The sequence below is a fragment of the Ruegeria sp. BF12 genome (assembly GCF_056538705.1).
In genome coordinates, this window is record NZ_JBQFTP010000003.1 from 57,036 (window position 1) to 83,178 (window position 26,143).

At 58.2% G+C, this 26,143-nt stretch carries 25 protein-coding genes and 1 tRNA gene; 12 read left to right on the forward strand and 14 right to left on the reverse strand.

Going from position 1 to position 26,143, the window contains the following annotated elements:
* Positions 1–112: 112 nt before the first annotated feature.
* Genes ACR0J0_RS05895 through ACR0J0_RS05910 form a run of 4 tightly spaced genes read left to right on the forward strand, consistent with a single transcriptional unit; the run spans position 113 to position 3,948 of the window.
* Positions 113–979, forward strand: coding sequence for an FAD binding domain-containing protein (locus ACR0J0_RS05895; protein ID WP_480662028.1), 867 nt, complete (start codon positions 113–115; stop codon positions 977–979).
* Complete coding sequence (locus ACR0J0_RS05900) at positions 976–1,455, forward strand: (2Fe-2S)-binding protein (RefSeq protein WP_480662030.1); 480 nt, start codon at positions 976–978, stop codon at positions 1,453–1,455. Before ACR0J0_RS05895 ends, ACR0J0_RS05900 begins: the two co-directional genes overlap by 4 nt.
* Entirely contained in the window at positions 1,455–3,710 is a 2,256-nt protein-coding gene (locus ACR0J0_RS05905; RefSeq protein WP_480662032.1) for a xanthine dehydrogenase family protein molybdopterin-binding subunit, read from the forward strand. Before ACR0J0_RS05900 ends, ACR0J0_RS05905 begins: the two co-directional genes overlap by 1 nt.
* Entirely contained in the window at positions 3,703–3,948 is a 246-nt protein-coding gene (locus ACR0J0_RS05910; RefSeq protein WP_480662034.1) for a MoaD/ThiS family protein, read from the forward strand. The genes ACR0J0_RS05905 and ACR0J0_RS05910 overlap by 8 nt, the downstream gene beginning before the upstream one ends.
* Here ACR0J0_RS05910 and ACR0J0_RS05915 read toward each other — a convergent pair.
* A complete protein-coding gene (locus ACR0J0_RS05915; protein ID WP_480662036.1) occupies positions 3,945–4,649 on the reverse strand; it encodes a lysophospholipid acyltransferase family protein in 705 nt (234 codons plus the stop codon). The genes ACR0J0_RS05910 and ACR0J0_RS05915 overlap by 4 nt on opposite strands.
* 143 nt (positions 4,650–4,792) lie before the next feature.
* On the opposite strand from ACR0J0_RS05915, the gene ACR0J0_RS05920 reads away from it, so the two are divergent.
* A tRNA-Trp gene (locus ACR0J0_RS05920) sits at positions 4,793–4,868 on the forward strand.
* Between the two features lie 126 nt (positions 4,869–4,994).
* Entirely contained in the window at positions 4,995–5,438 is a 444-nt protein-coding gene (locus tag ACR0J0_RS05925) for a hypothetical protein (protein WP_480662038.1), read from the forward strand.
* 133 nt (positions 5,439–5,571) lie between these two features.
* Here ACR0J0_RS05925 and ACR0J0_RS05930 read toward each other — a convergent pair whose 3' ends face one another.
* Complete coding sequence (locus tag ACR0J0_RS05930; protein ID WP_480662039.1) at positions 5,572–5,781, reverse strand: DUF1127 domain-containing protein; 210 nt, start codon at positions 5,779–5,781, stop codon at positions 5,572–5,574.
* Positions 5,782–5,977: 196 nt separating this feature from the next.
* On the opposite strand from ACR0J0_RS05930, the gene lptF reads away from it, so the two are divergent.
* Complete coding sequence (gene lptF / locus ACR0J0_RS05935) at positions 5,978–7,117, forward strand: LPS export ABC transporter permease LptF (RefSeq protein ID WP_480662041.1); 1,140 nt, start codon at positions 5,978–5,980, stop codon at positions 7,115–7,117.
* Here the strand turns inward: lptF and ACR0J0_RS05940 are convergent.
* Entirely contained in the window at positions 7,114–7,944 is an 831-nt protein-coding gene (locus ACR0J0_RS05940; RefSeq protein ID WP_480662043.1) for a LysR family transcriptional regulator, read from the reverse strand. The genes lptF and ACR0J0_RS05940 overlap by 4 nt on opposite strands.
* A gap of 100 nt (positions 7,945–8,044) precedes the next feature.
* Between ACR0J0_RS05940 and ACR0J0_RS05945 the strand changes: the two genes are divergently transcribed.
* Complete coding sequence (locus tag ACR0J0_RS05945) at positions 8,045–8,635, forward strand: HD domain-containing protein (RefSeq protein WP_480662045.1); 591 nt, start codon at positions 8,045–8,047, stop codon at positions 8,633–8,635.
* On the opposite strand, the gene speB is transcribed toward ACR0J0_RS05945, so the two are convergent.
* The 10 genes from speB to ACR0J0_RS05995 all read right to left on the reverse strand — a co-directional run bounded on the left by speB (position 8,632) and on the right by ACR0J0_RS05995 (position 19,703).
* Positions 8,632–9,474, reverse strand: a complete 843-nt coding sequence (gene speB / locus ACR0J0_RS05950) for an agmatinase (RefSeq protein ID WP_480662047.1) — start codon at positions 9,472–9,474, stop codon at positions 8,632–8,634. The two genes, ACR0J0_RS05945 and speB, sit on opposite strands and share 4 nt — an antisense overlap.
* Entirely contained in the window at positions 9,471–10,640 is a 1,170-nt protein-coding gene (nspC, locus tag ACR0J0_RS05955) for a carboxynorspermidine decarboxylase (RefSeq protein WP_480662049.1), read from the reverse strand. Before nspC ends, speB begins: the two co-directional genes overlap by 4 nt.
* An 85-nt stretch (positions 10,641–10,725) precedes the next feature.
* Positions 10,726–11,949, reverse strand: a complete 1,224-nt coding sequence (locus ACR0J0_RS05960; RefSeq protein WP_480662051.1) for a saccharopine dehydrogenase family protein — start codon at positions 11,947–11,949, stop codon at positions 10,726–10,728.
* Positions 11,950–11,974: 25 nt separating this feature from the next.
* A complete protein-coding gene (gene speA / locus ACR0J0_RS05965) occupies positions 11,975–13,864 on the reverse strand; it encodes a biosynthetic arginine decarboxylase (protein ID WP_480662053.1) in 1,890 nt (629 codons plus the stop codon).
* Between the two features lie 99 nt (positions 13,865–13,963).
* A complete protein-coding gene (locus ACR0J0_RS05970) occupies positions 13,964–15,049 on the reverse strand; it encodes a DUF1513 domain-containing protein (RefSeq protein ID WP_480662055.1) in 1,086 nt (361 codons plus the stop codon).
* A 3-nt stretch (positions 15,050–15,052) separates the two neighbouring features.
* The gene (locus ACR0J0_RS05975; RefSeq protein ID WP_480662057.1) at positions 15,053–16,063 is read right to left on the reverse strand and encodes an imelysin family protein; all 1,011 of its coding nucleotides are present in this window, start codon (positions 16,061–16,063) and stop codon (positions 15,053–15,055) included.
* A gap of 3 nt (positions 16,064–16,066) precedes the next feature.
* Positions 16,067–17,602, reverse strand: a complete 1,536-nt coding sequence (locus ACR0J0_RS05980; protein ID WP_480662864.1) for a di-heme oxidoreductase family protein — start codon at positions 17,600–17,602, stop codon at positions 16,067–16,069.
* A complete protein-coding gene (gene bfr / locus ACR0J0_RS05985; protein ID WP_480662059.1) occupies positions 17,574–18,059 on the reverse strand; it encodes a bacterioferritin in 486 nt (161 codons plus the stop codon). Before bfr ends, ACR0J0_RS05980 begins: the two co-directional genes overlap by 29 nt.
* A complete protein-coding gene (locus ACR0J0_RS05990) occupies positions 18,007–18,300 on the reverse strand; it encodes a (2Fe-2S)-binding protein (RefSeq protein ID WP_480662061.1) in 294 nt (97 codons plus the stop codon). The genes bfr and ACR0J0_RS05990 overlap by 53 nt, the downstream gene beginning before the upstream one ends.
* Before the next feature lie 131 nt (positions 18,301–18,431).
* Positions 18,432–19,703, reverse strand: coding sequence for an imelysin family protein (locus ACR0J0_RS05995; RefSeq protein ID WP_480662063.1), 1,272 nt, complete (start codon positions 19,701–19,703; stop codon positions 18,432–18,434).
* 244 nt (positions 19,704–19,947) lie between these two features.
* Between ACR0J0_RS05995 and ACR0J0_RS06000 the strand changes: the two genes are divergently transcribed.
* Together ACR0J0_RS06000 and ACR0J0_RS06005 are read left to right on the forward strand one after the other, a co-directional pair.
* Complete coding sequence (locus ACR0J0_RS06000) at positions 19,948–20,475, forward strand: ZrgA family zinc uptake protein (RefSeq protein WP_480662065.1); 528 nt, start codon at positions 19,948–19,950, stop codon at positions 20,473–20,475.
* A 144-nt stretch (positions 20,476–20,619) separates the two neighbouring features.
* On the forward strand, positions 20,620–20,970 hold the full coding sequence (locus ACR0J0_RS06005; protein ID WP_480662067.1) for a DUF1428 domain-containing protein: 351 nt from the start codon (positions 20,620–20,622) through the stop codon (positions 20,968–20,970).
* 76 nt (positions 20,971–21,046) lie between these two features.
* Here ACR0J0_RS06005 and ACR0J0_RS06010 read toward each other — a convergent pair whose 3' ends face one another.
* Positions 21,047–21,946, reverse strand: coding sequence for a LysR substrate-binding domain-containing protein (locus ACR0J0_RS06010; RefSeq protein ID WP_480662069.1), 900 nt, complete (start codon positions 21,944–21,946; stop codon positions 21,047–21,049).
* 93 nt (positions 21,947–22,039) lie between these two features.
* On the opposite strand from ACR0J0_RS06010, the gene ACR0J0_RS06015 reads away from it, so the two are divergent.
* Positions 22,040–23,560, forward strand: a complete 1,521-nt coding sequence (locus ACR0J0_RS06015; protein WP_480662071.1) for a trimethylamine methyltransferase family protein — start codon at positions 22,040–22,042, stop codon at positions 23,558–23,560.
* Between the two features lie 119 nt (positions 23,561–23,679).
* Positions 23,680–26,130, forward strand: a complete 2,451-nt coding sequence (locus tag ACR0J0_RS06020) for a GcvT family protein (protein ID WP_480662073.1) — start codon at positions 23,680–23,682, stop codon at positions 26,128–26,130.
* Positions 26,131–26,143: the final 13 nt, after the last annotated feature.

Below are 26,143 nucleotides of genomic sequence, written 5' to 3' on the forward strand. Positions count from 1 at the left end.
GACTTCGTGAAACACAAAAATTGGTCGTTCCGGCCATGGACGCCGTGGGGTTGCTGCACTAACGTCCCCTGCGAACCCAGTGAATCCTGATCAACAGGTGCGAGGTATTTTCATGGATTATCACAGCCCCGCCAGCTTTGCCGAGGCGTCGGCCCTGGCTGCAAACGCGACGGGCATCACGCGGTTTTTGGCAGGCGGTACCGATGTTCTGGTGCAGCTGCGCTCGGAACTGGTGACACCCGACACGCTGATCGACATCAAAAAGATTGATGGCGTCAGTGACATCAATAGCAATGCCGATGGCAGCTGGACGCTGGGCGTCGCTGCAACCGGTGCAGAAATGAGCGAGCACCCCGAACTGGGCCGGGATTGGCCTGGCGTGGTTGAGGCGATGGATCTGATCGGATCGACTCAGGTGCAAGGGCGCGCGACGCTGACAGGTAACCTGTGCAACGGATCGCCTGCAGCAGACTCCGTGCCCGCTATGGTGGCGGCAGGAGTGACGGTCACGGTGACCGGACCGGAAGGCGACCGAGAGGTTGCGGTTGAAAACATCCCCACGGGCCCAGGCAAAACGTCCCTGGCAAAAGGGGAACTGATCTCGGCCGTCCACATTCCGGCCCGGGGCGAGAATGGCGGAGACGCCTACCTGCGATTTATCCCGCGCACCGAAATGGACATTGCCGTTGTCGGCGTTGGTGTAAACCTGCGTCTGGACGGCGACACTGTCATCGAAGCGCGCGTGTCGCTGGGAGCTGTAGCCCCGACGGTTCTGCTGGTCGACGACTGCGCCAAGGCCATTATCGGCAGCGCGCTGGATGAGGCCGCGCTGGATGCGCTGGCCGCTGCGGCATCTGCCGCCTGCAACCCGATCGACGACAAGCGCGGCACTATCGAGTTCCGCACCGAGGTCGCTGGCGTTCTGGCCAAGCGCGCCGCAAAAATCGCCTATGCCCGTGCGAAGGGAGAGCAAGCATGAGCAAGTTCCACGTATCTACTACCGTTAACGGGGACGCGGTCGAATACCTCTGCGATCCGCGCGAAACCCTGCTGGACTGCCTGCGCGACAAACTGAACCTGACCGGCGCGAAAGAGGGTTGCGGGACTGGTGACTGCGGCGCGTGTTCGGTCTCGGTGGACGGCCGTCTGGTCTGTTCCTGCCTGATGCTGGGCGTTGAGGCCGAGGGTAAGCAGATCGAAACTGTCGAAGGCATCGCAGATGGCGACGTTCTGCACCCATTGCAGAAGAAGTTCATCGAACATGCAGCGCTGCAGTGCGGTATCTGCACTCCGGGTATTCTGGTCGCGGCCAAGTCGCTGCTAGAGAAAAACCCCAACCCGACCGAAGAGGAAACGCGGTACTGGCTGGCGGGCAACCTGTGCCGCTGCACCGGTTATGACAAGATCATTCGTGCTGTGATGGAAACGGCTGAAGAACTGCGGGAGGCTTCGTAATGGCACTCGACGATCGCAAATCTGAATTCACATTTGTTGGCACGCGCCCGAACCGTCCTGACGGTTTGGACAAGGTCACAGGCCGCGCGAAGTTCGGGGCTGATGCCTATGCGCCAGGCATGCTTCACGGTGCGATCCTGCGCTCGCCTCACGCGCATGCGCGGATCGTGAAGATCGACACCTCGAAGGCCGAGGCGCACAAGGACGTCAAGGCCGTCGTGACCCGAACGGATTTTGCAGACGTTCCGTTCAAGCCCGGTCTGGAAGGCGAGTTCTGGAATGTTCTGGAAAACGTCATGGCGGGCGAAAAGGCTTTGTACGACGGTCACGCCGTTGCGGCTGTTGCGGCTACATCTGCCCTCGCAGCGCGGGATGCGCTCAAGCTGATCGAGGTCGAATACGAAGTGCTGCCCCACGTCACCGACGTGGATAAGGCGATGGCCCCGGATGCTCCGGTCATTCGCGAAGGTGCGGCGGACTATTCGGTTCCGGAAGGGATGCATCCGAACGTCGTGCGTTACCACGAAAGCGGTCACGGCGATGTTGAAGCCGGCTTTGCCGAGGCTGATCTGGTCATTGAGGACAGCTTTGTTACTGAGGCGACCCACCAGGGCTACATCGAACCGCATGCCTGTCTGGGTATGTTGGGCAATGACGGTAAAGGTGAGCTGTGGTGCACCACCCAAGGGCATTGGATCGCGCAAAAGACCTGCGCCGCACTGCTGGGCATTGAGACCTCGCAGCTGCGTGTAACGGCCTCGGAAATTGGTGGTGGTTTCGGTGGCAAGACAACGGTCTTTATCGAACCTGTTGCACTGGCGTTGAGCCGCAAGGCCAACCGCCCGGTCAAGATCGTGATGTCACGTTCAGAAGTGTTCCGGGCAACTGGCCCGACCGCGTCGGCGTCGATGGACATCAAGATCGGGATGAAAAAAGACGGCACGATTTCTGCTGCTCAGGGCGTGTTCCGTCTGCAGGGTGGCGCATTCCCAGGTGCGCCGGGCGATATGACCGCCATGTGCGCCTTCGCGCCCTACAACCTGACCAACGTCAAGCAGATCGGTTATGACGTCATGGCCAACCGCCCGAAACAGGCCGCATACCGCGCGCCGGGTGCGCCGATGGGGGCTTTTGCGGTCGAGTCCGTAATTGATGAGCTGTGCAAAAAGCTGGGTCTGGACCCGCTTGATGTGCGTCTGAAAAACGCCGCGCATGAAGGCTCCAAAGCCAGCTATGGTCCGACCTACGAACGCATCGGTCTGGTCGAGACGCTGGAAGCCGCCAAGGCGCATCCGCATTACTCAGCGCCGCTGAAGCCGGGGCAGGGGCGAGGGATTTCCTGCGGGTTCTGGTTCAACCACGGCGGCGAGACCTCGGTGTCGCTGGCGCTATCCGAAGATGGCTCGGCCCAGTTGATGGTCGGCACGCCTGATATCGGCGGCTCGCGCGCATCGATGGCGCTGATGGCCGCCGAGGTGCTGGGCATCCCATACGAGAATATCCGTGTAACCATCGCCGATACGGCCACACTGGGGTATAACGACGTCAGCCACGGCTCGCGCGTGACTTACGCCAGCGGTCTGGCCACCATCAAAGCGGCCAAACACGCGGTCGAACAGCTGTGTGCCCGTGCGGCGGCCAGCTGGGGAATCCCGACCGACGCGGTGAAATGGGAGAACGGCTGCGCCGTGCCCTCGGGCCCCAATGCGGGTGACTTCGATCCGCGCCCACTGGCGGAAATCACCGCACATATGGGGGCGACCGGAGGTCCGATCTCGGGCCATTTCGAAGCCACCCCCGAAGGCGCAGGCGTGTCATTCGGCACCCATATCGTGGACGCGGAGGTGGATCCTGAGACCGGCAAGACCTCAATCACCCGCTACACGGTCATTCAGGACGCGGGTAAAGCGATCCACCCGACCTATGTGGAAGGCCAGTATCAGGGCGGTGCTGCGCAGGGCATCGGCTGGGCGCTGAACGAGGAATATATCTATGGCGACGATGGTCGCCTGCAGAACTCGATCTTCCTCGACTACCGTATCCCGGTTGCCAGTGACTTGCCGATGATCGACACGGTGATCGTCGAAGTGCCCAACCCCGGCCACCCGTTCGGCGTTCGTGGTGTAGGCGAAACTGGCATCGTGCCGCCTTTGGCTGCGATTGCGAACGCGGTTTCGCATGCGGCAGGCGTTCGCATGCGGCAATTGCCCATGTCGCCGCCGCGTATTCTGGCGGCACTCAAGGACAATGGTTGAAGTTCATCTCTGGGCTGGTCTCCGGTCTTTGACCGGGGGCCAGCAGGTGGTAGAGGTTGACGCCAAAACCACCGGCGAATTGCTACGCGCACTGGTGCGCGTACACCCGCAGCTTCAGGGGCCGATTGATGCGGGCGTTTCCATTGCCATAGACGGCCGCGTCATCGCTACGGGGCTAACCGAACCGATCCCCGAAGGCAGCGAAGTATACTTGATGCAACGACTTAGGGGCGGTTAGCTTTCAGGCGACCACGGTTCGCGACCAACCATGCGGTCGGCTTCGGCAGTGATGTCATTCATGTGGTTCTCGAGGCTCTGGCGCAGCTCTTCAATCTGCTGTTCAGTAGCTTTGCGCGGTACGGTATCCGTCCATTCTCGACACAGAAACACACCTTCATTACGCCAGGGGCGCGGCATCAGCAGGCGGTCCCATGTGCCTGCTTCGCGCCCATGCTTTGCAGAAAAAGTGATCCCGAACACCCGCTTGCCTGAAGTCCGCGCCCAGATCAGCGGCACGGTCGAAGACACCCGTTCTGGTCCGCGCGGTCCATCAGCGGCAATCCCGATCGAGATCCCCTGTTTCATCTTGCCCAGCACCTCGCGTGACAGCGCGACATGGCGCTTGTGGCTGGACATCGCGATCGTGTCCATGCCGAACAGTTGCTGAACGCGCCCCACCATGCTGCCCGCCCGTGCAGAGGATGTGATCGAACAGATTCGCCCCTTATCCAGCGGAAAGAAGTAAGGCGATTGAGCCAGTCGCTGATGCCAAAGCACCACGATGACCGGCTCACCCTGTTCGGCCAACTGGTCCAATTCCTCGTAGCCAATGCGCTGCCAGCGGGTGTTACGATTGACCATCCGGATATAGCTGGCGATGCGTCGCGCTGCCCAGTTCAGGACGGTGTCGCTGTCGGCTATCTTGGTGCGGATACTCACGGATGGCTTTCCCTATGTTGACCAAACCGTGTCTTATAGAACTCATCGCAGCGCGCAACGTGTTTGTGGAATGGAATAGTGAGCGGGAATTTGAAAAAGCCTCTTGAGTCCGCCGCGCTGCTGGCATATCTGAGGCGCACCTTAGGGGTATAGCTCAGTTGGTAGAGCGACGGTCTCCAAAACCGTAGGTCGCGGGTTCGAACCCTGCTGCCCCTGCCATTTCCCAAAAATCCGAACGCAATGCGAGTGGGTAAGCCAGGCTGCTTAACCCGTGATTTTGGATTTTTGAGAAAACAACGTATCCTTCTCCAATTATTTCAGAAATTCTGATCGTGGGGGCGGTCAATGCGCGTTTTGTTCAAGCAAGGGTTGGTGGTCTTCTGGTTCCTGTGGTGGGTTATGGCCTTCCTGACCGATTTCGTAGGAGGGCTGGAACTGTTGGGCGTGACATCGACGCCTTGGTTTGACGGGCACAATTACCCATTTCTTGTGAAGACGCTTGAGCAATTTGGTTCCACAACAGCGATAAATGTCTCACTGTTCATTGGGATCATCCTGTGGGCGCTGCTGTCCGCAGGGCTGTTCCTGATCGCTTTGGCGACGCCTTACTCTCATAGCGAGCTGTGGTTCCGCCGAGTGGACAGGGCCTTTATAGTTTCGCTGGGGTTGTGGCTGGCGTTTTTTCTTTCGGACCAGACCGTCATGAAATTCGACCTAGAGGAAAACCACATGGTTCAGGGCGGATTCCAGCTTTTGTGTTACCTGACAATCTACATATTGCCGGACTGAGTGTTTTAAGGTTTTGTGAAATGCGTTAGAAATTCGTGTTTCAGTAGGAGCTTGCTGGATTTTGAGCGCGCGGCGTGACGATGTGTTGAGCTTCAGTCACGCCGAACGCACAGCACGGAATAAGGCTCCGAACTCAGCCCGAGAAGTAATGCCGGTAAACCATCTCGTGCATGTCACCTCGGCAATAGCCCAGGTCCATTAGTTCCTTGTCCGACATCCTGTCGATTTCGCGCCGTTTACGTTTGTACTCAGCTTTCTTTTCACGATTGGCTTTTCTTTCCTCTGCGGACGCAAAGAGGTTCGAAAAAATACCGTTTCCGGTGATGAAGTCTGCATAGGCCATCATAATCTCCTCCATTGCATGTTGGCTGTTCTTGATGTTCAGATTGGTGTCCGTGCTGAACCTTGCCTGTCGGAGAAATTAACGTTGGTTCAGATAAGATGTGGGTTCGGAACCGCGCAATTCGGTCAATCCCGGTTTCCTACGCCTTGGGAATGGCCTATGGTCCAGCCCACTACAGACAGGCGGAAGAGGATTCATGTCGCGCTTTGATGGTTATTTCCTGCGGCAATTGCTGATTCTGTTCGGCTTCTTCACTCTGGTTCTTGTTGGCGTGTTCTGGATTACCCGTTCCGTCAGCCTGTTTGACCGTGTGATCAGCGGCGGTCAGTCGGCGATCGTGTTTCTGGAATTCACGGCGCTGACCCTTCCCACCCTGATCAGAACCGTGATGCCGATGGCAGTGTTCGCCGCTGCCGTCTATGCAACTAACCGTCTCAGCCGCGAAAGCGAGATGACGGTGATGCTGGCCACCGGAACCAGCCCATGGAGGCTGGGCCGTGCCGTGTTCCTGTTCGGTATCGTGACGGGTCTGATGATGGCGGCCATCAGCGTTTTCCTGCACCCTGCATCAGTTGAACAGTTGGAAATACGTCAGGCCGAAGTGGCCGGAGACGTTACCGCTCAACTTTTGAATGAGGGCGAATTCCTCCACCCAGCGCAAGGGGTCACGGTTTACATCGGTAAGATCGATCTGGACGGTACACTGTCCGAGGTTTTTGTCTCGGACCGCCGGGTTGAGGAAAGCCCGGTCAGTTATTCCAGTAAGACGGCTTATCTGGTCAACAACGGTAGCGGCATTCACCTGGTGATGGTCGATGGGATCGCGCTGCGTCTGGATCAGCAGGGCCGCACGCTGTCTTCGACCTTGTTCGAGGATGCATCCTACGATATCTCCGAGCTCACAAGCTCGGATACCATGACCGCCCGCAGTATCGGTGCGATCCCGACGTTAGAGCTGTTGCAAAGCCGCGATGCCATTTTAGCGTCCGAACAGTTTTCGAAAGGGGAATTGATCGAGGAACTGCATCAGCGTTTCTCGTGGATCACGATCTGTGTCGCCGTGGCGATGGCCGGGTTTTCGACACTGATGCTGGGCAGCTTTTCGCGCTTCGGTCTGTGGCCGCAGATATTCGGAGCTTTCACGATTCTGGTCTTGCTCGAAGGTGTCCGAGGCTTTGTTTCGCCGGTTGTTATCGAAGACCCGAAACTGTGGATTCTGCTCTATTTGCCGGCCATTATCGGCATCCTGATCTCATGCGTATTCCTGCTGATCGCCGGGCGGCCATTGATACGCGCCCGATCACGGGGGGAGAATGGAGCCTTATCCCAGGTCTAATTGGACTGCCGAAGATCGGTCAGGCACGTCTTCACGTCTTCAAAGGCGTCGCTGTCCCGTCTGGTCACAAGGTAAAGCGGCAACATCAGGTCCAGCGCCCCGGCGACCGGAGTCAATTGCCCCGCGCTCAACTGATCCCGAATGACATATTCGGGAAAATAGCCTGTCCCACCGCGTTGCAGAACATAACGCAGGGCCATCATGCAGTTGCCCAGAAAGACCGTCTGCCCCGAGGCTTTTTGCGCCGTTGATCGCACGTGGTCCTGATAGATTTCACCCAGTTCCAGATTAACGAAAACCGGATCCTCAGGCGTGTGCGGTGTCTCGACCAACATTAAGCGTTCCGACACCAGTTCTTGAAACAGAACACGTTGATCTGAGGGTTTTTCGTGTGTGAGCGCGGCATCCAGTACATGTGTTGCGACGGCCTCGACCATATTGAGGTCGTGATCATAGTTGAGGGTAAGCAACAATTGGCCAAGGTGCTGTTCGTACCGGACAGCCAAGTCAACGAGCAAGGGATCCCACACACTCAGCTGTGCGCCTAGCCGCAGTGCGATTCTGTGCCGAGTTTGGTCCGGCAGATCCCGAGAGGCAAAGGACCACAGCGATATCATCTGCTCGGCATAGGGCCGAAACTGTCGGCCGAAGTCCGTCAGGTTGGTGCCTCCCGCACCCCGGGTAAATAGGGGTTTTCCGGTTTCCTTTTCAATCAGCTTGATACGAGCGCTGACGGCCGTCTGGGTCACGTTGAGCCTGCGCGCAGCGGCGTGGAACCCGCCGGTTTCCGCAACGCAGAGAAATGTTTCGAGCGCTTTGATCTGCATAGCGAAAGTATTTTTTGATCAGACCGATAAAATCAATTCGTTTTTTTGAACGCCAACCTTGGGCTAAGTTGGGACCAGCAGATCAGCCAGAGGAAACACCATGCTGGACAAAAGCCACAAACCAACCTGGACCAGTTTTGAAGAGGCAACCAAGGCCGACTGGGATGCTGTCATGGACTATGAAGAGGCGTATAACGCCGCGCTGCCGGACCGTATTCTGGATGCCATCCGGTCGCTCGACGAGGAGTGGACGCCTTATCCCGTGAACCGCTACCAGCACAGCCTGCAGGCCGCGACGCGCGCTTATGAGGACGGTGCGGATGAGGAACTGGTGGTCGCGGCGCTGATCCACGACACCGGCGATATCCTGTCACCCTACAACCATGGGGAGCTGTCCGCAGCGATGATGAAGCCCTATGTCAGCGAGAAAACCTATTGGATTCTCAAGCATCACTGCGTGTTCCAGGGCTATTACTACAACCACCATCTCGGCGGCGATCGCAACGCCCGCGACAAGTACCGCGACAGCCCGTATTGGGAGGACTGCCGCTATTTCTGCCATGAGTACGATCAGAAGGCATTTGACCCGGAATATCCGACCAAGCCGCTGGAGTTTTTCGAGCCCATGCTGCGCCGCGTTCTGAACAAGGGCGAGGGCCACATGGAACTGAACGAAACGTCCGAGGGTTAGCAGGCCGCCATCAGGCGATAGACGATTTGAGCTGCGGTAAAGTCCCAGGCGGCGTTGCCGTCCGGGGCAAGCTCAACAACGTCAAAACCCACGCATTTGCGGTGCTGCAGCGCGTGTTCCACCAACCGCAGCGCTTGATAATAGCCCAGTCCGCCGGGAACAGGTGTGCCGGTGGCAGGCATTTGCGAGGGGTCCAGCCCGTCGACGTCAAAGCTGACATAGACCAGCTCGGGGAAATCCTCGGGCAGGTCAACAGCGTGGATATTGCCCGTCACCAATTCTTCGGCATCCACGTGGAACACGTGGTTTTTCAGGCGGCTCTTCGCTTCTTCCGTAGAAAATGCGCGCACACCGAATTGGGCCAGTTTGATCCCTTCTTCTGCCAGCAAATGCATGACCGAGGCGTGGCTGTGTTTCTCGCCCTGATAAGCGTTGCGCAGGTCGGCATGTGCATCGACTTGGACGATCCCGATGGGTTGCCCCAATGCGCGCGTCACTCCCATGACGGCGCCGTAGCTGAGCGAATGCTCTCCACCCAGAGTGACCGGTATTTTGCCCGCCCGAACGGCGGCTTCGGTGCGCTGGGACAGGCGGTCCATGATCTCGGCCAGCGAGGCGTCGCAATCGATGGGGTCTTCGGTGAAAATACCCTCGACACAAGGTTCGGCATGGCCGGTAATGCGTTCCAGTTCGTTGCTGGCCTCTATAATCGCTTCGGGGCCTTTGGCGGTGCCCGAGCCATAGGACACGGTGCGTTCCAGCGGCACCGGGATCACGCGGAATCGAGCGTCCTCGGTGCGCTCGGATGCGGTCAGTTCACTGTCGAGAAAAATACTCATGAGAGTCGGTCCTTAAAGTCGTCATAGCCGAACTGTTTGATGATCTTCAGTTCGTCCGTTTCGCTGTTCCATAGCGCGATTGTGGGCAGGGGAACGCCGTTGAACGTGTTCGTCTTGACCATCGAGTAATGCGCCTGATCGAGGAAGGCAAAGCGCTGGCCGATTTCCAGCGGCCTGTCCCACGTGTAGTCGCCGATCACATCGCCCGCCAGACAGGACGGCCCGCCCAGACGGTAGGTGTGACCTTCCTCGGCTTCGTCCATAAGGGCGGGTCGATAAGGGGCTTCGATCACATCGGGCATGTGGCAGGTGGCCGAGATGTCGGTGATCGCGAGGTTCATGTCATTAGTCGGCAGGTCGAGGATTTCGCCCACCAGAATACCCGCGTCCAGCGCTACCGCCTCACCGGGTTCGAGATAGATGTCGAGGCCGTATGTCTCGCGGATGGATTTGATGAAGGCTACCAGTCCGTCGCGGTCGTAATCGTCGCGGGTGATGTGATGACCGCCCCCAAAGTTCAGCCATTTGAGCTGGCCGAGGAAGGGTTTGAGTTTTGGCTCGACGGCCTTCCACGTGCGCTGCAGTGGCTCAAAACCCTGTTCGCAGAGTGTGTGCATGTGCAGACCGTTAACGCCGGTCAAGGTCTCGGCGGTCAGTTGGCTGACCGGCATACCCAGACGCGAGCAGGGCGCGCAAGGGTCGTATTTCGCGACCTCGCCCTCGGAATGTTCCGGATTGATCCGCAGACCGACCTGTACGCCAGCAGCCCGGGCTTTGGCCAGAAAGCGATCCTTCTGGGCCGGAGAGTTGAAGATGATATGGTCCGACAGCGACAGGATTTCGTCCATGTCGGTATCTTTGTACCCGGCGCAGAAAGTTGCGACCTCGCCGCCGTATTCCTCACGGCCCAGACGCGCCTCGTAGATGCCGCTGGCGCAGGTGCCGTCGAGGTGCTGGCGGACCAGCGGGGCCAGCGAGAACATCGAGAACGCCTTGAGGGCACTGAGCACATGCGCACCGGACCGGGCGCCGATGTCAGCAAGGATCGTCAGGTTGCGTTCGACAGCCTTTTCATCGACCACGAAGCATGGGCTCGGCACGCGGCTCAGATCAAATCTGCGAAAGGCTCCGGCGTCGCCAGCCTGTGTGGTCATCATGTCGGACATAACCGGCGTCTCCGTATTAAGGAGGGGCCGGGGGCACTGCCCCCGGACCCCCGGGATATTTGTAGCCAGATGAAGCTAAAACGGATCAGAATTCGACGGGGCCGTCGAGTTCGTGGACCTGCCACGGCAGACCATGTTCGTTCAGCATGTCCATGAAGTCATCGGGGTCGAGTTGCTCCATGTTCCACACGCCTGGCTCGGTCCAGTTGCCTTTCAGAACCTGTGCAGCGCCGATCATGGCCGGGACGCCGGTGGTGTAGCTGACAGCCTGGCTGCCGACTTCGCGGTAGCATTCTTCGTGGTCGCAGATGTTGTAGATGTAATAGGTCTTCTCGCCCGAGCCGTCCTTGGCCTGACCCGTGGCGATATCGCCGATGCAGGCTTTGCCTTTGGTTTCCGCGCCCAGATCGCCGGGATCAGGCAATAGGGTTTTCAGGAACTGGATCGGGATGATTTCCTTGCCGTCGTGCATCACCGGATCGATGCGGGTCATGCCGACATTTTCCAGCACTTTGGCGTGGGTGATGTAAGCGTCGCCAAAAGTCATCCAGAAACGGGCGCGCTCGATTTCGGGGAAGTGGGTCGAGAGCGACTCCAGTTCCTCGTGATACATCAGGTACATGTTTTTGCGGCCGATGGCGGGGAAGTCGAACTCGACCTTATGGGTCATGGCGGGGGAGTGTTTCCACTCGCCACCTTCCCAGTGGCGCACTTCGGCCAGCACTTCGCGCAGGTTGATCTCCGGGTTGAAGTTTGTGGCAAATTCCTGATCGTTCGAGCCGCCATTAGCATCCAGAACGTCGATCTGGCGGATGGTCTCCAGCTTGTGCTTCTTCAGCCATTTGGCGAAGACGGATGTAACACCCGGATCGAAACCCGAGCCGAGGATGGCGGTCAGGCCGGCCTCTTTGAACTTGTCCTGATAAGCCCATTGCCAGTGGTATTCGAACTTGGCCTCATCCTCAGGTTCGTAGTTCGCGGTGTCGAGATAGTGGATACCGGCCTCAAGGCACGCGTCCATCAGCACCAGATCCTGATAGGGCAGGGCGAGGTTCACAAGAATTTCGGCCCCGGTGTCCTTGATCAGCTTGACGGTGTCTTCGACTTTGTAGGCGTCCAACTCGGCTGTAGCGATATCAACGCCCACACGCTCTTTAACCGATTTGGCGATGGCGTCGCATTTCGATTTCGTCCGGCTGGCCAGAGTGATTTCGGTAAAGATATCCGAATTCATTGCCATCTTGTGCACGGCTGCGTGCGAAACGCCGCCCGCTCCGACAACCAGTGTTTTGCCAGTAAATGAACCCATGGGGGTGATCTCCTCTCACAGGGGGTTATTCGTAATAGGTGTAGCCGTTGATCGAGTCGCGATAGGCGCTCATCAGGGTTTTGCGGTCTTTGGCTTTCAGAGTACCGGTCGAAATCGCCTCGTCCACCATTTTGCGAAAGGCCGCGACGCAGTCCTGCGGGTCAAACTCGACATAGGACAGAACTTCGGAGATGGTGTCGCCTTCCTGTTCGTGCAGCAGGTCGAAGCCTCCGTCGGCACGCAGGTCGATGGTGACGACATTGGTATCTCCGAACAGGTTATGCAGATCGCCCAGCGTTTCCTGATAGGCGCCGACGAAGAAGACGCCCATGTAGTATTCGTCTTCTTCAGGCAGCGAATGCACCGGCAGACTGGGCGAGACGCCATCGGCCAGAATGAACCGGTCGATCTTGCCGTCACTGTCGCAGGTGATGTCGGACAGAACTGCGCGGCGGTCCGGGGCCTGGTTCAAGCCTTGCAGCGGTACGATAGGGTGCAGCTGATCGATGGCCCAGACATCGGGCAGGGATTGGAACAGCGAGAAATTGCAGTGGTAGATGTCGGCCACTTTCTCTAGCTGGTCGTCTACATCCGTCTCCAGATCATCGCTTGCGGCCAGCGCCTTGAGGCGGGCCATCAGTGAAAGGTAAATTCGTTCAGCCCGGGCCATCTGGCGCAGGTCGACATAGCCGCGGCGGAACATGGCACGCAATTCGTTGCGATAGAAGGTGGCGTCGTTCCAACATTCCTGTAGGCGGTCGCTGCTGAGGTAACCGTGCACGGCCGCCAGGTCCGAGACCAAATGGTGGTCGTCGGCTTCGACCTCGGGTCCGTTGGGCGCATCGTACAAAGTGCTTTCCAGCACGTTGAAGACCAGCATCGAAGACGTGGCGACCACAGCGCGGCCACTTTCCGTGACCAGCGTCGGGTGGTCGACTTCGGCCTCGTCCATCGCGTAGGCCACGGTTTCCACGACGTTGGCGCAATACTCTTCGACCGTGTAGTTGATAGAGTTTTCGGCAGCCCTCTTCTCACCCGTATAGTCGACACCCATGCCGCCGCCGAGATCCAGATGAGTCAGCGGCACGCCCTCGCGGGTCAGTTCGGTGTAGTAACGGCAGGCTTCACCGACGGCACGGCGCACATCGTTGACGTCCTGCACCTGAGAGCCCAGATGCGAATGCTGCAGCTTCAGGCAATGCAGAAGGCCCGCGTCGCGCAGCTTGTCCACAGTGGCGACCAGTTGATCGGTGTTCATGCCAAATGCGGATCGATCGCCCGAGCTTTCTTCCCACTTGCCGCTGATCTGGTTGGTCAGTTTGACCCGCACACCAATCAGGGGTTCGATGCCCAGCTCGTTATAGACCTCGATCACCGTGTCAGCCTCTTTCGGGCTTTCCAGAACAATGACGGTGTTGAAGCCGATCTTGCGGGACAGGATCGCCAACTGAATGAACTCGGCATCCTTGACACCGTTGCATACGATCAGCGCCTCGCTGGCAAGACGGTGCGCTAGTGCGACCACCAATTCAGGCTTGGATCCGGCCTCGAGCCCGTAGTTGTACTTCTTGCCGAATTCGACAATCCGGTCCACAACCTGCGCCTGCTGGTTCACTTTGATCGGGAAGACGCCGCGATAGCTGCCCTTATAGCCTACGCGTGCAATTGCTTCGCGAAAACTCACGTTCAGATGCGCGATCTCATGTTCCAGATAAGACGACACGCGCAAAACCATTGGTGCTTTGATGCCCCGGTCGTCCAAGTCGGTCAGAATTCCCGGCAGGCTGATCGCCGCCGCTTCGGGCACCAGAGGGTTGCGCAGACCGATCTCGCCCTGCTCCGTCACCTCGATGAGGCCTTTGCCCCATTTCTCAACCCCGTAGATGGAATGCGGTGCGTCGGGCGTGTGTTTCAATCAAGTCTGTCCTTGCAATAGGGTGCCAGTTTCGCGCCCGCCAATACGGCAGCATTTTGATTCTTCCAAGTGTAATCTATGCGGCGGGATTTGCCGAATTTATGTGGACGTGCGAATTGGGATCAGATGGTTGTCCCATTGGCAATCAGACTGGGTCAAGATCCTGGCTGTATTGGCTGCTAACACTCCGATCAAACCGATGCCCGTCGTAAACACAAACCCGTTCTTCCCAGTGCAAAGGCCGCAGACGTCGTCGAAATTGAAAACACCATCAAGCTGGCCATCAGCAACGCGGAACCGATGCAGGGCATTGCCGCGCGGGCAGGTGATTGCAACGGTTTCGCCATCGCCGGAAAAGGCGATGCTGCCCGCATACCCCTGCAGCGTGCTTTGGTCGGTATCGGGCGCGCTTAGCAATCGGGCTTCCTCACCGCGACGGTGCAGCCCCAGCAGGGGAGGGTATTGCGACTTGTCTCCTTGCCACTGCATCGCAAGGCCGACCAGCCCGTCCGGCCGCACGGCCAGATGGCGGATCGAGTTTTTGTGCAGGGCATTTGGCAGTTCTATCTGCTCTAAAACCGCACCTGACAGATCAAGGTAGGTCAGGCGAGGTTGCATCACCGGCAGATTCAGCTTGGTCCGACCGGTTTCCGGATGGGTCTCGATCCCGCCGTTTGCAACGACCAGAGTTTGACCGTCGGGCATAAGGCGCATGTCATGCGGTCCGACCCCGCCCGAAGAGAACTCGCCAAGTCTGGAATAGCTGTTGGCATCCCAGATGCCGATCACGCCCTGACCGGCCTCGTAATCGTTTTCGGTGGTGAAAAGTCGGGATCCATCGCGCGAGAAAACGCCATGACCATAGAAGTGGCGACCTTCGGGCGCTGCCAATCGTGCGGTTTCCTTCCCCGACGCGCAGTCGATGACGATGGCAAAGGTTCCGGGGCGGCGCGCAAAGGTGACCGCCTGCGCACGATGAGGATGCGCGGCTGCGGCGTGACCACGGGCCGGCAGTGGCAATGAGAACAGAGTATCTCCGCCTGCGGTTAGCCCAACCAGACGATAACTACCGTCGGGAAACAGCGCGGCGGCCAGAAAATCCGGCGCTCCGACCGATGCCCAACCGCGCACAGGCGCAAGGCTAGCGGCAGCCAATCCTGCAAGAAATTGTCGTCGGCTGGTCACGGTTCAATCTCCGTCCAAAGAGTTGAAACCGGCGCTGATGCCCAGCTTAGGGCCAAGTTCGGTCGCGCCGATCGCATGGATGTCGTTGATCGATTGCTGCAGCGCCTCGACGCGGAACCGTCCCTGCGGCGTGGCCACGCCGGCAAATGCAGGATCTTCCAGCGCTTGGGCACGGTCTATGGCCGAGGCGAATGCGCTGTCCAGATCGGCAGCGATTTCAGGGTGATCCACCGACAGGCGTGCCGCAAGATCTCGCAGAGAAATCAGCGACAGCTCAACATGGCGCAGCGAGCGTTCTGAACGACGTGCCTCGGCGCGCTTGGGTCGCGGGCGGTCGAAGGTTCCCATCGGGCGGCCGAGGCGGGTTTCTGCAGTGAACTCCAGACCGGTCATCAGGGCTTTGTAGAGCTCCTGCATGGCTTCGTCTTCCGACCGATAGGGGCTGCCGTCGCCCGGGTTCATTAATGCCGCTGCATAGTCTGCCCAGTCAGAGTCGATTGCGCGGGCATTGCCGTCGATATCCGCAGCAATTGCTTGGATCAGGGCACAGCGATATTCTGCATTGCCCTGACCTGAAAACCGTGGATCGTAAAGCATCAGTTCCAGCGCGAAAAATCCGCGACCGGCTACGGAGGTTTCCGCAAAGGAAACAGATGATTGGACGGTCGAGTCTTCGTCTGTGATCAATCTCGACAGGGCCTTGGGCGTGAACCCTTTGGAGTCGGGCCAGAAAGCCAGTGCAAAGGCACGGTCCTCCGCCTCGGAAGGCCCGAAACGCAGATGGCTGACGGAAATCCAGTCATCAAAGGCGGCGTTGTACGCTTCCCGAAGTTGGGTCGAGTTGGGGTCGCAACCCGCCTGCGCCGCTTGTGTCAGCGCGCCGGTTGCGTCTGATAGTGCCGCGTACCCGGGCAGGATATGCGCCTCGACCGTGTCGGCCAGGATTGGCGTCCGATCCTGGGCGTGGGCGCAAAGGGGAAGCGACAAGGCCAGAGCAAAAGCGAAGATACGCATGGGTCAGAGGCTCTCCAAAAAGCGAACAAGGGCATCGCGGTCGGGCTTTGGCATCGAAACGACCGTGTCGCGTGCCACTTGCGCTTCGCCGCCATGCCACAGGATCGCTTCAAGCAACGACCGCGCGCGACCGTCGTGCAGGAATTGCGTATGTCCTGACACTTGTTCGGTCATCCCAATCCCCCAAAGCGGAGCGGTGCGCCATTCGCGACCTGTCGCGCGCGCCTCGGGGCGGTTGTCGGCCAGCTCTTCGCCCAAGTCGTGCAGCAACAGGTCCGAATAGGGCCAGATCAATTGGAAGCTTTGCTCGGGCCGATCTTCCAGGCGGTGGGTTACAAAAGCAGGCGTATGGCAGGATGCGCATCCGGTCTCATGAAACACCTGCTTGCCGCGCAACACCTGTGGGTCATCCACATCGCGCCGTGCTGGGACACCCAGATTGCGGCTGTAAAATGCGACGAGGTCCAAGCCGACCTGATCGATTTCGAATTCCCGCACGTCACCATCACCATGCGGCGCGTTCACGCAATCCACCTGTGCGTCGGTGCAATCGCCGTGACCTGCCGGGTACAGCGGGCTGGAAATGCCAATGTCACCGGCAAAGGCTGCAGCGGATTGCTCCATCACTGTGGGCATACCTGCCTTATGGCCGAACCGGCCCATCATCGGCGCGTCGTATTCAATTGCCCAGACAATGTTCGGGCGGCCGGAAATCCCGTCGCCGTTTTCATCCTCCGGGTCGGCGTTTGCCAGCAGATCCTCGACCGGAATCGCTTCGAGTAACCCCAGACCGATCATCTGCGGTGCAACACGTGGGCTGAGCATGGCGTCCGGGTGCAATGGGCCATAACCCAGATTAGCAGCCTCATATGCCGGGCGGCGAAGCGTAACAGTTTCCCCATCCGACAGGGTTACTGGAACGTCCTCATAAGTGATGTCCAAACGGTATTCTGCCGGGTGACCGGGCAGCGCCAGATCCTGCATCTGGCCGCCGTAATTCGGTTCGGGCAAGGTCGCGATATAGTCCTTGATCTCAGGATAACCGTCTTCGGTGGCACCGGGGACAGAGACCCGCAGGAACATCGATACTGCGTTGTCGTCGGGACCGTTCGGCGTGTGCCCGCGGCCGTCCTTGATATGACAGCGCTGGCAAGACCGGGCGTTATAGAGCGGCCCCAATCCATCCGAAGCCAGCGTCGAAGCCGGGGACGATACCCAGATTTTCTTGAATAGCCCGTTGCCGACCCTGAAATCCAATTCCTGCTCGAAAGTCAGATTGCCCGACGGCTGCGAAAACGCATCGGCATCGGTGCGTGCACGGACGGTGGCAGCCCCGGCGGGCAATTCCTCGAACGGTTGCGGCGCGCCGAAATCCTTGGGCGCTGCAGTTGCACCGGCGATGCGGGCGTTTTCGTCTTCGGTTCTGGGAATGTAATTGAGATGAAGATCCTGCAGCTCTGCTGACAGAGATTGGGTGGCCGTCAAGACGGCCACCGGAATAAGAACGAGCTTACTCGCCTTCGTCCATTTTCGATGCATTGAGTTGCGCATAATTGGCTTCGCCAATCCTTTCGTGCAGGTCGAGCTGCGTTTCCAGAAAATCGATATGGCCTTCCTCATCCGCCAGCAATCCCTCAAACAGAGACATAGTGACGTAGTCTCCGGCGCTCTGGCAGTATTCGCGGGCTTCCTTGTACAGGGCGCGTGCATCGATCTCAGCCGCGAGATCACATTCCAGCGACTCTTTCGGCGTTTGCCCGATGCGCAAAGGGTCAAGCTGTTGAAGGTTCGGATGCCCACCCAGAAAGATGATCCGCTCGATCAGTTTGTCCGCGTGCTGCATTTCCTCGATGGATTCTTCGCGGCTTTTCTTGGCCATGTGACCAAGGCCCCAATCCTCCTGCAGGCGATAATGCAGCCAATACTGACTGACGGCCGTCAGTTCATGCCGCAGTGATTTGTTGAGATATTCTATGACCTTTTGGTCGCCCTTCATCTGCATTCTCCTGTGTTGCTTCGCTGCGCAATGCACGAAGCTGCATCGGGACTTCCAACTTATCGCTAGACCGCATCGAGTCTAGGAAAAGCGGCATGCACCCGCCACAATCTGCAGATTTTCCAAGGGCATGGTAGATTTTACCAGGAGTGATGACTGCGTAGGGATCCGACGCGCGCATCCAGTCAATGGCGGACCGGATGTCGTGATCAGAGATGTTTGTACAGTGGCATACGATCATGGCAGTCAGGGCTCGGAATAATTTATCTTACCATATTAGTAAGTTATTTGCTGCAGGTCTAGAGGCAACACATCAATATGTCCCTCATAAGATCGGGAAGCGGCATGAAACTGCCGCCTCCCGCGATTTGGTTATTGGAACACCGCGTCAGGGTTATCCAAGCTGTCCGAACCTTCGAAATCGATCTGGTCGAGTTTCAGCGCGGCCACGATGCGCTCGATGGTCTTGGTCTGATCGACCAGGCCGTCCACGCCGCCCATGATCAGAACTTTGCCGCCTTCGTTGCCACGCTCCAGCATCTGATCGTAGGCGAAACCGGCTTCGGCTGTCGATTTCAGGCGACCCAGAGCTTGCATGGTGTTGGCCAGTTTGACCTTCATCTCGGCATCCAGCGACGGGTCGGTCGCGATGACAAGATCAGACAGCGATGCGCCGCTGACCGGGGTGCCGTCGATGCGGGTGTAGCTGCCCAGGTAAACGTTCTGAATGCCCAGACCGTCATAGTAATGGCTGTTATGCGTGTTGTCCGAGAAACAATCGTGCTCTTCTTCCGGGTCGTTCAGCATCAGGCCAAGACGCATACGCTCTCCGGCTTGCTCGCCATAGGACAGCGAGCCCATGCCGGTCAGGATCGCGCTGACGCCGGCGGCTTCGTTCGCGTTCAGGGCTGCGCGCGCCTCACCACCTTCTGCCCACTGAGAGGCCATCCATTCCAGATCGCTGATTAGCAGTTCGGTGGCTGCGCTCAGATATTGCGCGCGGCGGTCGCAGTTGCCACCGGTGCAGCCGTCGCCTTGCACGTAGTCGGTATACGGACGGTTGCCGGCACCTGCGCCATGGCCGTTCATGTCCTGGCCCCACAGCAGGAACTCGATTGCGTGATAGCCGGTGGCAACGTTCGCTTCGATTCCGTCCGCTTCATGCAGCGTTTCTCCCAGCAGTTCAGGGGTGATTTCGCTGGCGTCGATGGTTTGGCCCGACAGTTCGAAGCTGGGGTTCGCGATGACGTTCAGCGCAGCGAACTCGTTTTCGTCAGTCGGCCCACCATAGGAGGAATCCACATAGTCGATCAGGCCTTCGTCCAGCGGCCAGGCGTTCACTTTGCCTTCCCAGTCGTCGACGATCGCGTTGCCGAAACGATAAACTTCGGTCTGCTGATAGGGTACACGCGCGGTGATCCAGGCGGCGCGCGCAGCATTTAGCGTTGCGTCCGAGGGACCTGCAATCAGAGCGTTCACTGCGTCCTGCAGCGATTTTGCCGCGATCAGGCTGTCGTCGTACTTGGCTTCGGCAATATTCGCATACGTTGTCAGAACATCAGCTTTCGTGGGTGCATCAGCTGCAAAGGCTGCAGACGCAATGCCCAGGGTCAGTGCGCTGGTAGCAGCAAAAAATTTTGTCATGGGGGTGACACTTTCCTGTCAGAAACAAATTTACAGGCGTCGCTGGGCGACGCGTACGGCCAAAAACTGAGTGAAACAGTCAGATAAGTCAACCTGAGTTTTATTGTCGGAATTAAATGGCGCACCCATCCGATGATCCTCTATCCCCATAATTGGCGGGGAAACGAACCGTTGCTGCGATTGCGCGGGGTTTTAAACACATTAGAATGAACTTCGTGATTCCCAGTTGGATGGTGCCCTGTTTATGAGATGCGCAATCTTCGCTTTGTTCCTGACCCCGGCTTTTGCCCTGTCGCAGACCCAAAGCCCGGCGCATGTACATGGCACCGGCTATATGGACATTGCGTTTTCGGGTGAGGCGTTTTCCCTGTCGCTCGCTGTGCCTGCAGCCGACATCATCGGATTTGGAGGGCCGGCAGAGACAGACGAAGACCGCGCGCTGGTTGCTGTTGCAATATCCGATCTCTCCAAACCCCTGGGTCTTTTTGTCCTGCCCGAGGAGGCGGGGTGTTTCACTGCGTCGGCCAATGTCACGCTTTCGGGTGAAGGGTTGGGGCAAGACGCAAGCGGGCAGGCCGCCGATCAGGCAGAGCACAGTGAGTTTTTGGCCGATTACCAGATTCAGTGTCAGGATATGGCTGCGTTGGCAAGTATCCGGTTTGCCTATTTCGACCGTTTTGAAAATTCACAGAAGTTGATCGTTCGGATCGCCCGGTCGGGCGAGAATCGCACGTACGATGTGTCGCGCAACCAGCCGGATTTAATCATGTGACGCAACAAACACCTGTGCCGAAGCGTTGAGCGTTCAGCGTAAGGGGTCAGGTGGGCGGACCACACAGGCTGCCTCCGCACGCATAGGGCGACACCTCTTATTGTGCTACTATTGTTCGTGATTGTTATTTTGGAGGGCGATTAAGTGGCCTGGATCATGGCATATGCAGGGGCGGTTCCGACTGCAAAAAAAGCGGAATATGAGATGCACGCGAAACGGATGGCGCGTATCTTTCGCAAACACGGCGCAACGCGGGTTGTGGAAACCTGGGGCGCATCTGTTCCGCCCGGCGAGGTAACGTCGTTTCCGCTTGCTGTGCAGGCTGGCGCGGATGACACGGTGGTCACTGGTTGGCAGGAATGGCCGGATCAGGCATCGCAAGAGGCGGGATTTGCCGCTGCAATGCAAGACCCGGAGATGGGTGACATGAGCGACGTGCCCGTCAACGGAAAAACAGTTATTTTTGGCGGATTTGAGGTTCTTGCGGATATTTAACCTAGGTGCCGACGGCGGGCACTGTTTCGGCTTACTGGGGCGTGCGAATTTCTGTGTTCACATCCTTTAACGGTGTTCAGACGTTACTGAGCATCCAGTCGCGAACCCGTTTTGCGTTGTCGACCAGGGGCTTGTAGTCGGACCAGACCAGATAGAAGCCATAACCTGTTTCCCAGCGCCATTCTTCCATGGCTGACAGCAATCCACGCTCGGCCAATGGGGTCGTGAGGTGGCTCCAGCCCAGGGCATACCCTTCCCCCGCCAGAGTTGCCTGCAGCACAAGCGCGTAGTCATTCAACCGAAGCCCTGAAACCGGAGGCTTCTTGGTGACACCAAAGCTTTCGAACCAATGGGTCCAGCCCGGACGTTCGCGCGTCGGTTCTTCGAGGTGAATCAACCGGTGCTGTAACAGCTCTTCAACGCTTTTGGGGCGACCTCTGTTTTCTACTTCAATCGGGCTGGCGACGGGGCACAAGACCTCGTTTGCAATCAGAGCAGAATTACAGCCCTCCCACGTGCCTTTGCCGCGGCGAATGGCCAGACTGATGTTCTCGGCAACAATATCGGGTTCACGGTCGCTGGATTGAAGTCTGAGGTCGATATCGGGAAACGACTGGTGGAACTCCTGTAGCTTTGGCATCATCCAGAAAAAGTTGAAGGCCGAGGACGCGTTGAGCGTTACATGATCGTTCTGGGTGAACTGTCGAACCGCATTGACCGAGTTCAGTATCTGGTCAAATGAGCGGGACACATCGGAATACAGCTTTGACCCGGCTGACGTCAGGACAATCTTTCGGTGTTCACGATGAAACAGCTGCACATTCAGCGAGGCCTCTAGCTGTTTGATCGCGGCACTGACCGCTGGCTGTTTCACATTCATTTCATCGGCTGCACGTGTAATCGACTGAAGCCGCGCCGCGGCTTCAAAATATACGAGATGTTTCGATGATGAGATTGTTTTCCAGAGCTGATGCATAATCTGTGTTTATCCAAATCATCACCTTTTTCAACCGTCACGAACCTGTCGCGACGCGGTAGTGTGCAGGTCAAATGAATCGAGGAGTCACCCATGGCCAGACGCGCCCGCGCCTCGCGCGACCGCCAAAGCGCCGCTGCCGGAGCCCCGGCATCGCCGTACATCCAGCGGAGCCTGAGCTATTTCAACCCGTTGAACGAAGAGGATCTGGAGCGTCTCGAAGCCCAGGTTGACTGGATTTTCGAAGACGTTGGCATCGCGTTTCGCGACGACCCCGAGGCGCTGGAGCTGTGGCGTCGTGAGGGCGCGCGGATAGAAGGTGACATCGTGCGTGCCGATGCAGCGTGGATTCGCGATCTGTGCGCGAAGGCGCCGAAAAAATTCACCCAATTGGCCCGTAATCCAGAACGGTCCGTTGTCATTGGCGACGGCAATCAGGTTTTTGCTCCGGTATATGGCGCTCCGTTCGTGCGCGACCTTGAAGACGGGCGTCGATACGGCGACATGGATGCGTTCCAGAAGCTGGTCAAACTGACTTATCTGCATCCGAACCTGCATCATGGTGGTTTCGTCACGTGCGAACCCTGTGACATTCCGGTCAGCAAGCGGCATCTGGACATGATGTTCGCCCACATGACGCTCAGCGATAAGCCGCATCTGGGCGCGATCACCGAGATGAGCCGCGCACAGGACAGTGTAGAGATGGCCGAAATAATCTTTGGCGCGGATGTAATGGAGCAAAATTGCGTCATTATGGGCAACGTCAACACCAACTCGCCCTTGTTGGTGGATCGGGTGGTGACCGAAGCCGCGCGGGTCTATTCCACCCGGGGTCAGGGCATGATCGTGGTGCCTTTCATCCTGTCGGGGGCCATGGGACCGGTCAGTACGGCCGCAAGCGTCGCCCAAGCCATGGCTGAGGCGATGATGGTCTGCGCCTATGTACAACTGCTGCGTCCCGGCGCGCCATTCGTATTGGGCAACTTCCTGTCCTCCATGTCGCTGAAATCCGGCGCGCCGACTTTTGGTATGCCCGAGCCTGTGATGTCGAACTATGCAATTGGTCAGTTGGCGCGTCGCGCTGGTCTGCCGCTGCGCTGTGGCGGATCGCTGACGGCTTCCAAAATCGAGGACGCGCAAGCCGCATATGAATCCGCCGACTCGATGCACTCGACCATGCTTGCCGGGGCCAATTTCGTCCTGCATTCTGCGGGATGGCTCGAGGGCGGCCTCTGCACCGGGTTTGAAAAGCTTATTATGGATGCAGACCGGCTGGGGTCTTACCAGAAGGTTCTGAGTCAGGGTCTCGATACCAGCGAGGAAGCCTTCGCCCGCGATGCCTATACCGAGGTTGACGCAGGCGGTCATTTCCTCGGCTGCGCGCACACGATGCGAAACTATCAGGCAGCGTTCTATGAGCCGAAACTCAGCGACAGCGAGAATGTCGAAAGCTGGGAAGAGGGAGGTTCTAAGGACATGCGCCGCCGTGCCTACGAGCGCTGGAACGAAATGCTGAAGGAATACCAGCCTCCAGCTATGGACGAAGCCAAAAAGGAAGAACTGGCGGCCTATGTCGCACGGCGAAAGGAAGAAATCCCGGACGCTTGGTACTGACAAGGCGATCCCTTCATCTGGCCAAAAATACCTTCGGGGTGAATTGAGCCACAGGTTCAAGAGGGGGCAGACAGCCCCCTTTCCCCAAACATCACACACACATGACACAGGACTTTCCCATGCCTGAAATTCAAAAAGACGAAAGCACCGGCGGCAAACAGCTTCCCTCTCACGCCAAAGTCGTCGTGATCGGCGGCGGCGTCGTTGGATGCTCTATTCTGTTCCACCTCGCCAAATTCGGTTGGAAGGACGTGGTCTTGCTGGAACGTGATGAACTGACCTCCGGCTCGTCCTGGCACGCCGCCGGTCAGATCCATACGATCAGTTCGGACCCCAACATCTCGCGTCTGCAGAGCTATACGATTGATCTGTACAAAGAGATCGAAGAGACTTCGGGCCATTCCGTCGGCCTGCACATCACCGGCGGCTTCTATCTGGCCTCGACCAAGGACTGGTACGACTACCTCAAACGCGAACGGTCCAAGGCCCGCTACATGGGGCTGCACCAGGAGTTCATCAGTCCGAAAGAGGTGGCTGAGCGCCACCCCTTGATCGACCCCAAACACTATCACGCAGCGCTCTGGGATGATCAGGACGGCGACCTGGACCCATCCGGTGCGACCTATGCCTTCGCTAAATCGGCCAAGGTGCACGGGGCGCAGTATTTTACCCATTGCGGTGTGACCGGGATGAGCCAGCGTCCCGACGGCAGCTGGGACCTGACGACACCCAAGGGTCAGATCAATGCCGAGTATGTGGTGAACTGCGGCGGCCTCTGGGCGCGCGAGGTGGGGCATATGTCCGGTGTTCACCTGCCTGTGCAACCGATGGAGCATCACTACCTGATCACCGAAAAGATCGATGCGGTTGCCAAACACGGCACGCGTCTGCCTGCCGGGATCGACTACGAAGCAAACATCTATTTCCGTCAGGAACGTCAGGGCATGCTTCTGGGCACCTACGAGCCCAAGGGTACACCGTGGAAAGTTGATGGTACGCCTTGGGATTTCGGCCACGAATTACTGCAACCTGATCTGGATCGCGTCGCCGACCGGTTGGAGATGTCCTTTGAACGTATTCCCGCAATTGGAGAGGCCGGGATCAAGGATATCATCAACGGGCCGTTTACCTTCGGGCCGGACGGCAACCCGATGATCGGCCCGGTTCCGGGCATGAAGAACTACTGGGTCGCTGTAGGTGTCATGGCTGGTTTCTGTCAGGGCGGAGGTGTGGGCCTGACCATGGCCGAGTGGATGATCGACGGCGAACCCTCGATTGATGTCTGGGCCATGGATGTGGCGCGCTTTGGCGAGTTTGCGACCCCGGATTGGGGCACGATCAAGTCGACAGAGAATTACGAACGCCGTTTCGTGATGACCTTCCCGAACGAAACCTTGCCCAAAGGCCGGATGCAGAAAACAACGGCGCTCTATGACCGTCTGGTCGCAAAGGGCGCTGTAATGGGGCAGGGGTTTGGCCTTGAGAACGCTCTTTGGTTTGCAGGCAGCCCGGAAGACGCGCATGAAACACCCACGTTCGAGCGCAATCGCAGTCACGACTACGTGGCACGCGAGGTCAAAGCCGTGCAAGAGGCTGTCGGCGGCATCGAAATCGCCAACTTTGCTAAGCACGAATTCAAGGGCGCAGGGTCGCGTGACTACCTGAACAAGATGCTGGCCGGCTATGTGCCGAAACCGGGCCGACTGGCACTGACGCCGATGCTGACCGAAAAGGGGCGTCTCTATGGCGATTTGACTGTGGCGTGTCTGACCGAGGATCACTTTGTTCTGTTCGGCTCGGGCGCGATGCAGGACGCACATCGGCGCTGGTTTGAAAAGGACCTGCCCCCGGATGTTACTTATGCCAATGTCTCGGGCGACTGGCACGGGATCGCCTTGTCCGGACCGAAATCGCGCGAGTTGCTGGCCCGCATCACCCGTGAAGACGTCAGCCCTGTTGCGCTGAAGTTCCGCGACCTGCGCCAGACTTTCGTCGGCGGTGTTCCGGTGATCCTGAACCGGATTTCGTTCTCGGGCGAGCTGGGATATGAGATCTACTGCCGTCCGCAATACCTGCTTCGCCTGGCCGAAGCGATTGAAGAGGCCGGAGCCGATCTGGGCTATCGCTGGTACGGCGCCCGCGCGCTGATGTCTCTGCGTCTGGAAAAAGGCTGGGGCGTCTGGACCACCGACTTCCGCCCGGATTTCAACGCGGTCGAAAGCGGCATGGATGCCTTTATCAACTGGAAGAAGGATTTTGTCGGTAAAGAGGCCACGTTGAAATTCCGGGAAGACGGGGTTTCGCGCAAGCTGGTCACCATGACAATCGACGTCGACGGTATCGACGTTTCCAACGACGAGGCGATCCTGAAGGACAGTGAACCAGTGGGTTACGTTTCCTCTGGCGGTTATGGTCACCGTGTCGGCAAGTCGATGGCCATGGGCTACGTGGCGACGGAAAGCGCAGTGCCGGGGACTAACTTGCAGGTTGAAATCCTTGGCAATTTCTATGACGCCGAAGTGCTGGGCGGTCCGGTCTATGACGCCAATGGCGCGAACATGCGGGCGTGATGCCCAAGCTGGA